Origin of the sequence: Paraclostridium sp. AKS73 (genome assembly GCF_025671395.1) — a bacterium.
GTDB classification, from domain to species: Bacteria; Bacillota; Clostridia; order Peptostreptococcales; family Peptostreptococcaceae; genus Paraclostridium; species Paraclostridium benzoelyticum.
In genome coordinates this window covers 1-13,359 of record NZ_JAIXHU010000060.1, presented here as the reverse complement: position 1 = coordinate 13,359, position 13,359 = coordinate 1, and the positions used below count along the sequence as shown (strand labels likewise).

The following is a 13,359-nucleotide window of genomic DNA, read 5'->3' as shown; positions in this document are numbered from 1 at the left end:
CAATAAAAAACTTTTAATAGCCTTTGGTATAAAATATAATATTTTTTATTTATGATTTATTATTTTTATGAGGGGTATATATTAATTGAGAGTAGTTTGATTTATAATTAAATTAAGATCTTTAATGTGTATTATTTTATACATATTTTACTATAATTAAAAAACTAGACAAAAGAAAAGAGAGGTAATGCAAATGGGAAATTGTAATTCATGTCCATCTAAAGGAAATTGTAATAAGCAAGAAACTTGTACAATAGAAAATAATCCTAATAATAAAATAAAAAATATAATAGGTGTAATGAGTGGAAAAGGTGGAGTTGGAAAATCTACTGTAACAGCTCTTATTGCAAAAAAATTAAATAAAATGGGATATAAAGTTGGTATATTAGATGCAGATATAACTGGTCCAAGTATTCCAAGACTTATGGGAGTTCAAAATGAGAGAGCAACTTCACCAAATGGAAAAGATATATCTCCTATAGTAACTAAAGATAACATAAAAACAATGTCAATAAACTTTATGGTTGGAGAAGAAAATCAAGCTATAGTATGGAAGGGACCTATAATTAGCAATACAGTGAAACAGTTTTATAAAGATGTAATGTGGGAAGAGCTAGATTATTTATTAATAGATATGCCTCCAGGAACAGGGGATGTACCACTTACAGTAATGCAAAACATACCTTTAAATGGAGTTATAATGGTTTCAGTTCCTCAAGATATGATATCTATGATAGTAGCAAAAGCTGTAAATATGGCTAAAATGCTTAATATAAAAGTATTAGGTGTAGTTGAAAATATGAGCTACATTCAATGTCCAGATTGTGATAAAAAAATAAAGCTATTTGATGGAGAAGAAACAGAAGAATTCTTAAATGAAATGGATTTAAAACTTTTAGGAGAACTTCCAATGACTAAGGAAATTGTTAATATAACGCACAATGGTTTAAATGAAATAAGCGATGAATTAAATAATATATTAACTGATATTATAGAAAACATAAAATAAAATAATGAAAAAGCGATCTTAGGTTAAGATCGCTTTTTGTTTAATTATAAAATTAATTATAATTTAAGGTTATTACATATAAAAGAATGTATAAAATGAGATTATTTGTATAAAATGATGAAAAATTTGAAAATATAGAATATTGAAAAACTGCATTGTTTTTTTGTTAACCCTATGCTACCATTATAAAAAAGAATGATAAATATAAATAAAGGGGGCGTAATATGAGTAAATCAGCAGTTAAAGAAAAAAGAGTTTTTGATGAAGTCTCTAGATGGTATAGAGTACATAGGTAATAAATTGCCACATCCAGTTACTTTATTTGCAATGCTTTGTATTGCAATCGCTATTATATCTGCAATAGCAGCGAATATGGGGTTAAGTGTAACAGCCGAACTTATAAATAGAGAAACGATGGAAGTGGAAAAACAAACGATAACGGCAGTTAACTTATTAAATGGTGAAGGGTTTAAATATATGCTAGAAAATGCAGTAACAAACTTCACTTCATTTGCACCACTGGGAGTTGTTTTAGTTGGAATGTTAGGAATAGGATTGGCGGAAAGTTCAGGATATATAGGAACATTACTTAAAAAAATAGTTAGTGTAACACCATCAAAATTAATAGTTCCAACTGTAGTTTTCTTAGGAATCATGTCAAACATGGCATCAGATGCAGGGTATGTTATATTAATTCCGCTTGGAGCTTTAGTTTTTATGGCTTATGGAAGACATCCACTAGCAGGTATAGCAGCAGCATTTGCCGGAGTTTCAGGAGGATTTAGTGCAAACCTAATAATTGGAACAATAGATCCTATGCTAGCAGGAATAACAAATGAGGCAGCACATATAATTGATCCTACAGTTAGTATAAGTGCTACTGCTAACTATTTCTTTATGGTAGTATCTACATTTTTAATAACAATATTAGGAACTATAATAACTACTAAAGTTATAGAACCTAAACTAGGTAAGTATGATTCTAAAATGGATAGTAATTCAGATGGAATGACAAGAGCTAGTGATTTACAAACTATAAAACCTGAAGAAGCTAAAGCTATGAAGGTTGCAAACTTTACTTTATTATTTATGGTAATTGGATTAGTCATTCTTGTTGCAATGCCTAATTCATTTTTAAGGAACTTAGATAAAGCAAGTTTCTTAGACTCTATAGTTGATCACTCAACTTTAATGAATGGTCTAATACCAATAATAGCATTAATGTTCTTTGTACCATCAGTAGTTTATGGTAAAATTGCTAAAACTGTAAAAAATGAAAAAGAAGTTGCAGCTCATATGAGTAAAGCGATGAGTTCAATGGGTGGATATTTATGTTTAGCATTCGTTGCAGCACAGTTTATAAAATACTTTGAATATACAAATTTAGGAACTATAATTGCTGTAAGAGGAGCAGAGTTCTTACAGTCTATAAATATAGGATCAATACCTTTGCTTGTTGGATTTATAATTATAACAGGGTTTATAAACCTGTTTATGGGATCTGCATCAGCTAAATGGGCTATAATGGCTCCTGTATTTATACCAATGTTCTTAAAGCTTGGAATAGGAGCAGATGTAGTTCAAACTGCATATAGAATAGCAGATAGTTCTACAAATATAATTTCTCCACTTATGAGTTACTTTGCAATGGTTATAGTGTTTATGCAAGCATATAAAAAAGATACGGGAATTGGTACGGTTATATCGTTGATGTTACCTTACTCTATGACATTCTTAATAGCTTGGACCATACTATTTGTAATATGGATGAGTTTTGGTATACCAGTAGGATTTTAAATATATAAAAAAGAGCTGTTTCATATATGAAACAGCTCTTTTTTATATAAATATAGGTGGGAGAAATTTATTATTAATTGACTTGAATTTTAAGCAAACTTTATGTAGTGATTTTATTAAACAATATTTAATTTTCTATTATATGGTAGAATTAATGTATATAGCAAAAGCTTTATATATAGTATATAATATATATAAGTTATTAATAACTAAAAAGGAGGTATTAACATGCAAATATTAACAATTGAAAATGTACCAGGGAAAAAATAGTAGAAGTTGTTGGGTTAGTGAAAGGAAGCACGATAAGAGCAAAACATATAGGAAAAGACATTGGAGCAAGTTTTAAGCAATTAGTTGGTGGAGAGCTAAAAGGTTATGATGAAATGCTAGAAGAAGCTAGAAAAGTAGCTATAGGAAGAATGGTTGAAGACGCAGAAAACAAAGGAGCTAATGCTATAATCGGATTTAGATTAACATCAGCAGCAGTCATGCAAGGAGCAGCAGAGATGCTAGCCTATGGAACAGCTGTAGTTATAGAGGAAGAAAAATAAATTGTTATATTTTATAGGAATGATAGTTATATGTGCATACGTAGCTATTATAGTTGGAAGTATAATATTACTTATCTTAAAGGTTATAGAAAGAAAAAAAGAGAAACAAGAAGAAGACTGGGATAAGTATGATGATTATTAAATTGATAAATTTTAATAATTATGAATATTTTTAAAAAGTATTGACAAAATATATTAAAAAGTCATATTATAAAAATAAGCAATTATAAAAAAAGCTTTGACGAGAAAGAGTAAGGTTAATGTAATCTTTACAGAGAGTACCCGGTTGGTGAGAGGGGCAAAAGATAATTTAGCTTGAATACATCTCTGAGCTGCACTCCGAAAGATAACAACCAGTAGGCAGTTGCCGGATTTTGCACACGTTATAGTGCTAGAGTATCCCAATAAGTTGGCGTACTTGAAGAGGTCATTATTGCGAAATAATGATGAATTAAGGTGGTAACACGTGAGTAATACTCTCGTCCTTTTTATAAGGGCGGGAGTTTTTTTATTGTATTGGCGCCGTATAATATTTAAGCTCCCATCCTTAAAAATTAATTTATATAAAATTTTAAGGAGGATTAATTATGAAAAGCATAGATGAACAAATAAGAATAATATCTAAAGGTGTAGATGAAATAATAGGGATAGAAGACCTTAAAAATAAACTAGAAAAATCTCAAAAAGAAAATAAACCTATGGTAGTTAAATTAGGATTAGACCCTAGTGCACCAGATATACACTTAGGACACACCGTTGTGCTAAGAAAGATGAAGCAGTTACAAGACTTAGGTCATAAGGTAGTTATAATTATAGGAGATTTTACAGGAAAAATAGGAGATCCTACAGGAAAATCTAAGGCTAGAAAGGCTCTTAGCACAGAGCAAGTACTAGAAAATGCTAAGACGTACGAGGAACAAATTTTAAAAGTTCTAGATAAAGCAAAAACAGAAATTGTCTTTAATAGTAAATGGTTATCAAAATTAAGTTTTGAGGAAGCTATAAGTTTAGCATCTACTACTACAGTAGCTAGAATGCTCGAAAGAGAAGATTTCAAAAAAAGATATGAAAGTCAGACTCCAATATCACTACATGAATTTTTCTACCCACTAATGCAAGGATTTGACTCAGTTGAGATAAAAGCAGATATAGAGCTAGGAGGAACTGATCAAAGATTTAATGTGCTAATGGGAAGAGCGTTACAAAAAGAATTTAACCAAGAACCTCAAGTAACTATATTTATGCCTTTGCTTGAAGGATTAGATGGCAAAGATAAAATGAGTAAAAGTTTAGGGAATTATATTGGAATAGATGAACAAGCTAATGTAATGTATGAAAAAGCTATGACTATACCTGATGAGCTTATAATCAAATACTTTGAATTAGTAACAGATATTCATCCTGATGTAGTAGATAATATCAAACTAGATTTAGAAGAAAATAGAGTAAATCCTAGGGATATAAAAATGAACCTAGCTAAAGAAATAGTTAAATTATACCATGAAGAGGAAAAAGCTATAGATGCAGAAAATAGATTTAAAGAAGTCTTTCAAAAAGGTCAAATACCTAATGATATACAAACTATAGAAGTATTAAAATCTGAATTTGATTTGATAGATGAGTTAGTTAAAAATAAATTAGTAAGTAGTAAAAGTGAAGTTAGAAGACTTATAACACAAGGTGGTATTAAAGTTAACAATGAAAAATTAGATGATATAAAGAATATAAATATAAATGAAACTATCATAGTTCAAGTAGGAAAGAAAAAATTTATTAAAATTTGCTTAAAATAATAATTTTAAAATCATTAAAAATTTATGGACTTTCTAAAAATTTAGAAAGTCCATAAATTATCTAATGGAAATCTGGATGCTTATCATTTAATTCAGCTTGTCTTTTTTCTATTATTTTCTTAACATCATTTTCACACAAATTTGTTTTAGCTAGGATATCTGACATCCCAACGTTATTTTCAAGTAATGCTTTAGCATGTTCAACAGCTTTTCATATTCACCTTTTTTGAATTTATGACTCATATAAACACATCCTTTCTTAAATAGATTTCCACAGAATTAGGAAGTTATAACTGTAAAATAATACACATTAAAATATTAATAAAGTTTGATATTAAACTCATATACATGTATAATTATTTTAGAATGAAATTAAGTTACTTTTTACAAAGGGAGTTTATATAATGAGTAATATAAAAATACTATGTGATACAATGAATGATGTACCCGAGAATATAATGAAAACATACGATATAGAGGTACTGCCAACAACTATAATATTTGAAGGAAAAGAGTATAAAGCAGGAGTAGACATAGGTGAAGATGAATTTTACAAATTACTAAGAAGTAGTGAGAATATACCATCTACATCTCAAATTACATATGCTACATTTAAAGAAACTTTTGAAAAGTACATAAGTGAAGGTAAACAAGTTTTATACTTAGCGGGTTCATCTGCTGCATCTGGAACATATCAATCAGCTATGATAGCTAAAATGATATTGAGGGAGAGGTTTATATATTTGATACATATGGACTTTCTATAGGCGGTGGACTTTTAATAGGTGAAGCTGCTAAAATGGCAACTGAAGGATATGATATAGAACAAATTGTGAATAAATTAGAAGAAGAAAAGGAAAAGGTAAATGTATTTTTCTCTGTTGATTCATTAGACTACTTACAAAAAGGTGGAAGAATATCAGGAACTAAAGCTGCTATAGGAACTTTACTTAATATAAAACCTATATTAAAAATAGAAGATGGCTTAGTTAAGCAAAAGACTCAGGTAAGAGGTAGTAAAAAATAATACCTTCATTGATAGAGCAACTTAGATTAGAGATAGGTGAAGACTTCTCTGATAAAGATGTTTATGTTGGATACGGTGATGATGTAAATGAACATAAAAAATTTATGGAAAAGTAAAAGAAGAGTTACAGCCAAGAAACGTATATCCTTTTAGAATAGGAGCTTGTGTTTCTTGTCACTCAGGACCTAGTGTTTTAGGAATAGCATGTTTAAAATAAGGAATTATAATATTATAATAATAAAGAAAAAAGGCCTCTAAATATAGAGGTCTTTTTTTCGTTAATCACAGACAATTTTTATCTGCAATTTTTTTGAATGTAGTTTAATGAACTTTTCATATCGTTAAAAGAATTTTTAGGAAGCATTAAACGTTCAATCCCATTATAAAATCCATAAACATCAAAAATTTTATCTATTTTTACTTGTATTATATCATCGATAATATCTATATAAATACATTTAGAATACTTACTAAAAGATTTAAATATAAGAATTTTATTACTACTTAGTTTAATCATTTTAAAACCATTAAGGTATAAATTACTATCTAAAAAATTTATAAATTCTTCCATAAAATTACCTCCGACTACTAGTATTAACAAGGTTTTTGATTTATATAACTATTTACTAAAAATTACAACATTAATTCATGAACTTGTATAAATTTTCCTATTGTAGTAAATTTAAAACGAGATTAAGTGACATAATTATATATATACTGTGTAGGAGGCAATGAAATGAAAATAAATAAAGAAAAATTTATATATGAATTCACAAGAAATCAAGCTACTCATGAAGAAATTCATGAAAATATATTAGAGGGAATGAATGTACATGGAGCGAATTTTATAATTTTAATTTGTGCAATAATAATAGCGTCTGTTGGATTGAATATGAATGCAACTGCTGTTATTATAGGAGCTATGTTAATTTCTCCATTAATGGGTTCAATTATAGGAATAGGCTATGGAGTAGGAACATATAATGTGAAGCTTTTAAGAGAAGCTTTCAGAATTTTGATAATTTCAATCGTAATAAGTATAGTAACGTCTACGCTTTACTTTTCAATTACTCCAATAACAACAGCTGGAAGTGAAATATTATCAAGAACTAGCCCTACTATTTGGGATGTTATAATAGCTTTTGTAGGTGGAATAGCAGGTATGATAGGAATTACCCGTAATAAGTCAAGTAATGTTATACCTGGAGTTGCAATAGCTACTGCACTTATGCCCCCACTTTGTACTGCTGGATATGGATTAGCGACAAAACAATATGGAATGTTTTTTGGAGCGGGATATTTATTTTTTATAAATGGATTTTTTATAACGATAGCAACTGTTATAGTCACAAAGGCATTAAATATACCAACAAGAATAAATGTATGCGATATAAAAGAAAGAAAAGTTAAAAAAATTATAATAATAGCATCTATTATTGTTATAATACCAAGTATGTTTTCTGCTGTTAGTATGATAAAGGAAACTCTAGATGAAAGTAATTTAGATAAATTTATAAGAGAAGAGTTAGGAAATCAATATGTTGTAAGTAAAAATGTAAGTGAAAAAAATGATACTATTACACTTGTTGTAGTAGGGGAAAAAATTTCTAGCAATCATCTAAAAGAATTACAACAAAGTTTAAGCGATTATGGATTTGAAGATAAAAAATTAGTTATAAAACAAGATGAAAGTAAAATTTCAGATATTGATAAATATATAAATGAAGTTAAAAGTAAAAGTAGTGATTTTATAATAGATAATCAGTTGAAAATAAAGATGAAGTTGAAAAAATTAAGGAATCTGAAATGGGAACAAGTGAAATTGCAAAAGAGTTAAAGTCCATATATCCTCAAGTAAATGAAGTATATGTAGGATATTTAATTGGTGAAAAGGATAAATCTAAAGAGATTCCTACACTTGTTCTGTACAGTAGTGATGAAAACTTAGCAAACAACATAGGCAATATTGAAAAATGGTTTGAAATAAGAACTGGTCAACAGGATGTAAAAGTTTATTTAGAACAAAAAAATCCAGAAGAGATAAAATCAGATAATGAAATTAAAAAAGAATTACAGTATTAAATAATAAAAATAGTAATATTAGTGAGTTTTATAAATAATATACTTATTTTGTATAGGTAGATATGTATATGCTATAGTTAAAAAAGTAAAATGTATTTTGGGAGTTGAGATGAAATGGGAGAAAATAAAGAAAGTTTAGTTGAACCACTTTTAAAAAGTGGGAGTGTTTACAAATTAAAATGTTATAAATGTGACTCGATATCTATTCAAATTACAGAAAGCAAAGAACCTGATTGTGTTTGTTTAGAATGTGGAGGAATATGTAGTTCTTTAAAAATAAAATAATTTATTAAAAAGGGCTGCTTCAAAATAATTATAAAATATTTTTGAAGTAGCTTTTTTATTTAATTACGCATAGAACCTGGAAAGCTAAATATCGTAATTAATTTTAAAAACATTGTACATACAGATAATTTAAACCAAGGATATCAAAACTTAGTTAAAACTCATATATTTGTGAGGTAACATAGAGAAATTTTAGATATACAAAAAATGAAAAAAGATATTGTGTATAAGAAAAATTTTGCAAGCATATAATATGATAGCAATAAATATAATATAGAAGTTTTAAAGCTTAAATATTAGGGGGGATTATTATTGTATTGTAAAAACTGTGGAAATGAACTGAAAGAAAATGCAAGCATATGTGTAGATTGTGGAGTTTCGATAGGAAAAGGAAATAAATTTTGTAAGTTTTGTGGAAATGAAGTAAATGAAGATTCAAAGTTTTGTATAAGTTGTGGAAATGAATTAAATAAGCCTTATATACCTAAAATTAAGGATTCTACGAATCGAAAAATATATTGTAGAAACTGTGCAAATGAAATGGATTATGAGTCATCTGTTTGCACTAAATGTGGAGTAAAAAGGGGGGGAGGAAATTCCTACTGTTATGCATGTGGGAAAGAAACTGATGAAAAGGCAGATATATGTATTTACTGTGGGGTAGAACTTAAAAAAAGATTTTCAGGAGTTAATACAAAAGGAACAAAGAGTAAGCTAATGGCTGTAATTTTATGTATATTATTTGGAACTATGGGAATACACAGATTTTATGTAGGAGATAACACAGAAGGGTTTATTTTACTAGCATTAACTTTAGGGGGAATATTAACCTGTGGAATAACTACTATAATTAGTGGAATTTGGGTAATTGTGGATTTGATTTTTATAATAATAGATAAAATAACGGATGATAATGGGGAACCACTTCAATGGTAAAATAATTAGATTTTTAGTATACATTTTTGTAATTACAATAATATACTTAATTCCAATTAGCTATATAGAAAGTAAAAGTTTTTGTTTATGGTATAATTTATTTGAAATAAAATGTTTTGGATGTGGAATGACTAGAGCTTTTTTTAATTTATCAAGATTAAATATAAAAAAGCTATAAATTATAATTATATGATTATTTTGGTTATTATCCCAATATATTTAATTTTGAAAGATATATTAAATATATTAAAGTGTGAATATAAAAATTTAATTAGAAAAAAAGCATGTAGTTAATAACTACATGCTTTTTTTAGGTTATTTATTAAAAGATATACTTATTGAGGTGAATTGAATTTGTATTGTTAAATTCAGCTTATATGTTAAAATATTGTACAGTGAAATTTATAAAAAAGGAGAATGTATGAAAAGATATAAAAAAATACAAAAAATAACAATATTTATTATTTTATTTATTGCAATTATATTTACATCAGGGTGTCAAAGTAAGAATTTAAATGAAGTTAAAAATGAAACGCAGGTAAAGTCTTATGAATCAGGCAATAAATCACAATCGGAAATACATTTTATAGATACTGGAAATAGTGATGCTATACTTATAAAACAAGGAAATAAAGCAGCACTTATAGATGGTGGAGATAATGATGATGAAGGAAAAATTGTAGAATATTTGAAAAAATCAGGAATAAAAGAACTTGAATATGTGTTTGCTACACATCCTCATGCAGACCATATAGGGGGGCTTGATGCAGTTATAAACTCAATACCAGTAAAGAATGTATATGTAAGTAATGGAGATGCAAACACAAAAACATATAGAGATTTTATAGAATCTATTGCAAACAAAGGTCTATACCCTAGTGTGCCTTTATTAAATAGTGAGTTTGATTTAGGAACGTCAAAGTTTAAAGTTTTATCAGTTGCAAACACAGATGACCCAAATAACAATTCTATAGTTCTTGAATATATAAATGGAAACGATAAAATATTATTAATGGGAGATGCAGAATCTGAAATAGAGTCAAAAATAAGAACTGAAGATGTGGATTTATTAAAAGTGGGACATCACGGTTCTCATAGCAGCACAACTAAATCTTTTTTAGATAATATATACCCAGAGTATGCAGTTATAATGGTAGGTAAGGATAATAAATATGGACATCCACATAAAGAAACTATGGAGAAGTTGAAACAAGAAAATATTGAAGTACATAGAAGTGATGAATGTGGAAATATAGTTGTTGTATCTACCGGGGACGGATTAAAAATTGACTGTAAAAAAGGTAGCTATAAAAGTGGAAGCGATAAGGGATACTCAAATAATAACCCAGGAAATATAAATAATAATAGTTTAAAAGAAGAAAAAGTATATTGGACATCAATGGTAAGTCATATCACACAACTAGTAAGTGCAAAACATTGAGTAGGAGCAAAACTATACTTTCAGGAACTATAAAAGAGTCAGGAAAACTGGATTCATGTGACGCTTGTCACTAATTAATATTAAATAATAATTGAAGTATTTAGTTATTATTGATATATTATATTAAGAAAAAATTAAATATATATTTAGACGCTAGGGCTGGCATCAGGAGGAATTATGATTGATATAACAGAATTGAAATTTGAATTTATGCAACAAGGAGAATCTCACAAAGTTGACTTTGTAGGTCTTTGCCATATAACGGAAGATCTTTTATGGTTTTGTGAAGAAAGTAATACTATAGTTTTTGGATTTGAAGATGATAGTGAGTATAAATTAGTTATTAATGAAGATACAGAATATGAGGATATACAAGAATTTTTTGATAATATAGGCGAAGATCAATGCATATCAGATAGTATAAATATAAAAGTTTTAAATTACAGAAATTAAAATAAATTTGAAAAAAGTGTATACATTTTCAAAATAAGTGGTATAATAAGTATTACAGTGATTAACGAATTACTGATTTAAATAAATGAAGTGAGAACTTCATGTAGGTATTTAGGAGAACATTTCAATGACTAATGGAATAGTAAAATGGTTTAATAGTGAAAAAGGATTTGGATTCATATCTGTAGAAGGTGGAGATGATGTATTCGCTCATTTCTCAGCTATACAAAAAGACGGATTCAAAACTTTAGAAGAAGGTCAAAAAGTAAGCTTTAATATAGTTGAAGGTGCTAGAGGTCCTCAAGCAGAAAACATAACTATATTATAATTATAGATTGTCTAAAGTAAGATTCTCTCATGCGAGAGAGTCTTTTTTTATGTCAATAATTAAAAAAATTTAAAATTATATGTAATCTTAAGAAATTTTTTGTGTACAAAAACTTAACAAATATATAACAAATTAGCATATAATTATCTCAAAGGTTAAATTCTGAAAAATTTTAATATATAAAAGATTTTAACTTAATAAAGGGGGATTTTATATGGAGTTTTTTAATCCAGTCGTAATTTCTATTGCTGTGATGATTGTACTTTGTTTGCTTAAGTTTAATGTATTTTTATCAATTATTGTAGCAGCTATAGTTGCTGGGATTTTTTCTGGGATGTCTTTAAGCGATACTATGACTATTTTAGTAGGAGGCATGGGGGGGAATGCTGAGACTGCCCTAAGTTACATATTGTTAGGAGCTTTGGCTGTAGCTGTAAGTAAAACAGGATTAGCATCAATTCTAGCAAAAAAAATATCTCAAGTAGTTAAGAACAAAAAAATTACACTAATCTTATTAATAGCGTTCATATCATGTTTTTCTCAAAATCTTATTCCAGTTCATATAGCATTTATACCAATATTAATACCATCATTATTATCACTTATGAATAAATTAAAAATCGATAGAAGAGCAGTTGCATGTGCATTAACATTTGGCCTTAAAACGCCATATATTGCAATTCCAGTTGGGTTTGGGTTGATTTTCCAAAACATTATAAGAGACCAAATGATAGCTAATGGAATAGATGCAACTACTAATATGGTTACGGGAGTAATGTGGATACCTGCAATTGGGATGATTTTAGGTCTGTTAGTAGCTGTATTTATAACATATAGAAAACCTAGAGATTATAAAGATATGAAAATCGAAGGTTTAGAAGAAAATCAAATTGATGAAAAAATGACAACTAAACATTGGTGTGCACTTTTAGGAGCTATAACTGCATTTGTAGTTCAAATTTTAACTGGGTCACTACCACTGGGAGGTTTATGTGCTATAATAGTGCTATTTGTTACTAAAGCTATTAAATTTAGCGAGATAGATGAGTTGGTAGACGGTGGAATAAAAATGATGGGTCTTATAGCATTTATAATGCTTGTAGCGGCAGGATACGCAAGTGTTCTTAGAGAAACAGGTGAAGTGGAGACATTGGTAGCATCTGTATCTGGAATAGTTGGAAATAGCAAATTCATAGGTGCTTTAATTATGCTTTTAGTAGGACTACTAGTGACTATGGGAATAGGAAGTTCATTTGGAACTTTGCCGATAATAGCCGCTATTTATTGTCCATTAGGTCTTAGCCTAGGATTTAGTATTCAAGCTATAATTTTATTAATAGGAGTAGCTGGAGCTTTAGGAGATGCAGGATCTCCAGCATCAGATAGTACATTGGGGCCTACAGCTGGGCTTAATGTAGACAAACAACATGATCATATCTGGGATACTTGCGTTCCTACATTTTTACATTACAATATACCGCTTTTTATATTTGGATTAATAGGAGCTGTGATATTATAATTTATAAAAAACTAGTCATATGACTATTTTTATGTGAATTTAAGATTTATACAAATAGTGTATAAAATAGAAATTAAAGTGCAAATTATTATATAAATAATAAATTATATTTTATATTAAAGATTATCATATTGTAAT

15 protein-coding genes, 1 pseudogene and 1 other annotated feature are annotated in these 13,359 nt (G+C 28.1%); of the genes and pseudogenes, 15 read left to right on the top strand and 1 reads right to left on the bottom strand.

What is annotated here, in order from left to right; genetic code table 11:
• Nucleotides 1-193 precede the first annotated feature (193 nt).
• The 6 genes and pseudogenes from LEQ07_RS18940 (at nt 194) to LEQ07_RS23280 (ending at nt 6,177) form a co-directional block, all read left to right on the top strand.
• On the top strand, nt 194-1,009 hold the full coding sequence (locus LEQ07_RS18940) for an Mrp/NBP35 family ATP-binding protein (protein WP_263331842.1): 816 nt from the start codon (nt 194-196) through the stop codon (nt 1,007-1,009).
• A gap of 261 nt (nt 1,010-1,270) precedes the next feature.
• On the top strand, nt 1,271-2,806 hold the full coding sequence (locus tag LEQ07_RS18935; RefSeq protein ID WP_263331841.1) for an AbgT family transporter: 1,536 nt from the start codon (nt 1,271-1,273) through the stop codon (nt 2,804-2,806).
• Nucleotides 2,807-3,093: 287 nt separating this feature from the next.
• Complete coding sequence (locus tag LEQ07_RS18930) at nt 3,094-3,357, top strand: YbjQ family protein (RefSeq protein ID WP_332843352.1); 264 nt, start codon at nt 3,094-3,096, stop codon at nt 3,355-3,357.
• A gap of 1 nt (nt 3,358) precedes the next feature.
• Nucleotides 3,359-3,499 (top strand): hypothetical protein, encoded by a 141-nt coding sequence (locus tag LEQ07_RS18925; RefSeq protein ID WP_021431096.1) that lies wholly within the window; start codon nt 3,359-3,361, stop codon nt 3,497-3,499.
• Between the two features lie 87 nt (nt 3,500-3,586).
• Nucleotides 3,587-3,847 (top strand) — a binding site (T-box leader).
• 97 nt (nt 3,848-3,944) lie between these two features.
• Nucleotides 3,945-5,150, top strand: a complete 1,206-nt coding sequence (gene tyrS, locus LEQ07_RS18920; protein WP_263331840.1) for a tyrosine--tRNA ligase — start codon at nt 3,945-3,947, stop codon at nt 5,148-5,150.
• Between the two features lie 404 nt (nt 5,151-5,554).
• Nucleotides 5,555-6,177: pseudogene (locus LEQ07_RS23280) on the top strand (DegV family protein).
• A gap of 295 nt (nt 6,178-6,472) precedes the next feature.
• On the opposite strand, the gene LEQ07_RS18905 reads toward LEQ07_RS23280, so the two are convergent.
• Nucleotides 6,473-6,748: a hypothetical protein gene (locus tag LEQ07_RS18905; protein ID WP_046822840.1), complete on the bottom strand. Its 276-nt coding sequence runs from the start codon at nt 6,746-6,748 to the stop codon at nt 6,473-6,475.
• A 165-nt stretch (nt 6,749-6,913) separates the two neighbouring features.
• Between LEQ07_RS18905 and LEQ07_RS18900 the strand changes: the two genes are divergently transcribed.
• The 9 genes from LEQ07_RS18900 to LEQ07_RS18865 all read left to right on the top strand — a co-directional run bounded on the left by LEQ07_RS18900 (nt 6,914) and on the right by LEQ07_RS18865 (nt 13,221).
• A complete protein-coding gene (locus tag LEQ07_RS18900) occupies nt 6,914-8,014 on the top strand; it encodes a DUF389 domain-containing protein (protein ID WP_263331838.1) in 1,101 nt (366 codons plus the stop codon).
• On the top strand, nt 7,984-8,259 hold the full coding sequence (locus LEQ07_RS18895) for a hypothetical protein (protein ID WP_263331837.1): 276 nt from the start codon (nt 7,984-7,986) through the stop codon (nt 8,257-8,259). Before LEQ07_RS18900 ends, LEQ07_RS18895 begins: the two co-directional genes overlap by 31 nt.
• 114 nt (nt 8,260-8,373) lie before the next feature.
• Complete coding sequence (locus LEQ07_RS18890) at nt 8,374-8,544, top strand: hypothetical protein (RefSeq protein WP_263331836.1); 171 nt, start codon at nt 8,374-8,376, stop codon at nt 8,542-8,544.
• A 312-nt stretch (nt 8,545-8,856) separates the two neighbouring features.
• Nucleotides 8,857-9,480 carry a TM2 domain-containing protein gene (locus LEQ07_RS18885; RefSeq protein WP_052952016.1) on the top strand — a complete coding sequence of 208 codons (624 nt, stop codon included), beginning with the start codon at nt 8,857-8,859 and terminating at the stop codon, nt 9,478-9,480.
• Nucleotides 9,452-9,658 carry a DUF2752 domain-containing protein gene (locus tag LEQ07_RS23275; protein WP_442952442.1) on the top strand — a complete coding sequence of 69 codons (207 nt, stop codon included), beginning with the start codon at nt 9,452-9,454 and terminating at the stop codon, nt 9,656-9,658. Before LEQ07_RS18885 ends, LEQ07_RS23275 begins: the two co-directional genes overlap by 29 nt.
• Before the next feature lie 243 nt (nt 9,659-9,901).
• On the top strand, nt 9,902-10,921 hold the full coding sequence (locus LEQ07_RS18880; RefSeq protein ID WP_263331835.1) for a ComEC/Rec2 family competence protein: 1,020 nt from the start codon (nt 9,902-9,904) through the stop codon (nt 10,919-10,921).
• A gap of 177 nt (nt 10,922-11,098) precedes the next feature.
• Nucleotides 11,099-11,374 carry a hypothetical protein gene (locus LEQ07_RS18875; protein WP_046823113.1) on the top strand — a complete coding sequence of 92 codons (276 nt, stop codon included), beginning with the start codon at nt 11,099-11,101 and terminating at the stop codon, nt 11,372-11,374.
• A gap of 127 nt (nt 11,375-11,501) precedes the next feature.
• Nucleotides 11,502-11,702 (top strand): cold-shock protein, encoded by a 201-nt coding sequence (locus tag LEQ07_RS18870; protein WP_021125716.1) that lies wholly within the window; start codon nt 11,502-11,504, stop codon nt 11,700-11,702.
• A gap of 214 nt (nt 11,703-11,916) precedes the next feature.
• Complete coding sequence (locus LEQ07_RS18865) at nt 11,917-13,221, top strand: Na+/H+ antiporter family protein (protein WP_263331834.1); 1,305 nt, start codon at nt 11,917-11,919, stop codon at nt 13,219-13,221.
• Nucleotides 13,222-13,359 lie beyond the last annotated feature (138 nt).